The organism is Bartonella sp. TT110JLCBS, assembly GCF_042193405.1.
Lineage (GTDB): Bacteria > Pseudomonadota > Alphaproteobacteria > Rhizobiales > Rhizobiaceae > Bartonella.
This window is the reverse complement of the sequence record NZ_JBHILT010000301.1, coordinates 327-559: the sequence shown is the minus strand read 5'-3', so window position 1 is coordinate 559 and position 233 is coordinate 327. Positions and strand designations below refer to the sequence as shown.

At 43.3% G+C, this 233-nt stretch carries 1 protein-coding gene; it reads right to left on the bottom strand.

Annotated elements, in window-relative coordinates; translation table 11 throughout:
• A partial coding sequence (locus ACFILW_RS11015; protein WP_375685856.1) for an amidase family protein occupies window positions 1-233 on the bottom strand: 233 nt, incomplete at both ends.

Here is a 233-nt window from a genome sequence, read left to right as displayed (position 1 = left end):
TGGGCTGCAACAGCGGCTGCAGAACCACCCGAAGAACCACCTGGAACGAGTTTTTCATTGGAGCCTTTTTTTCGCCATGGATTGATAACGGGACCATAATACGATGTGTCATTAGAAGATCCCATAGCAAACTCATCCATATTAAGCTTACCTAACATAACGGCTCCATCTTGCCATAAATTAGCAGTTACAGTTGATTCATAATGCGGCTTAAAACCATCAAGGATGTGTGA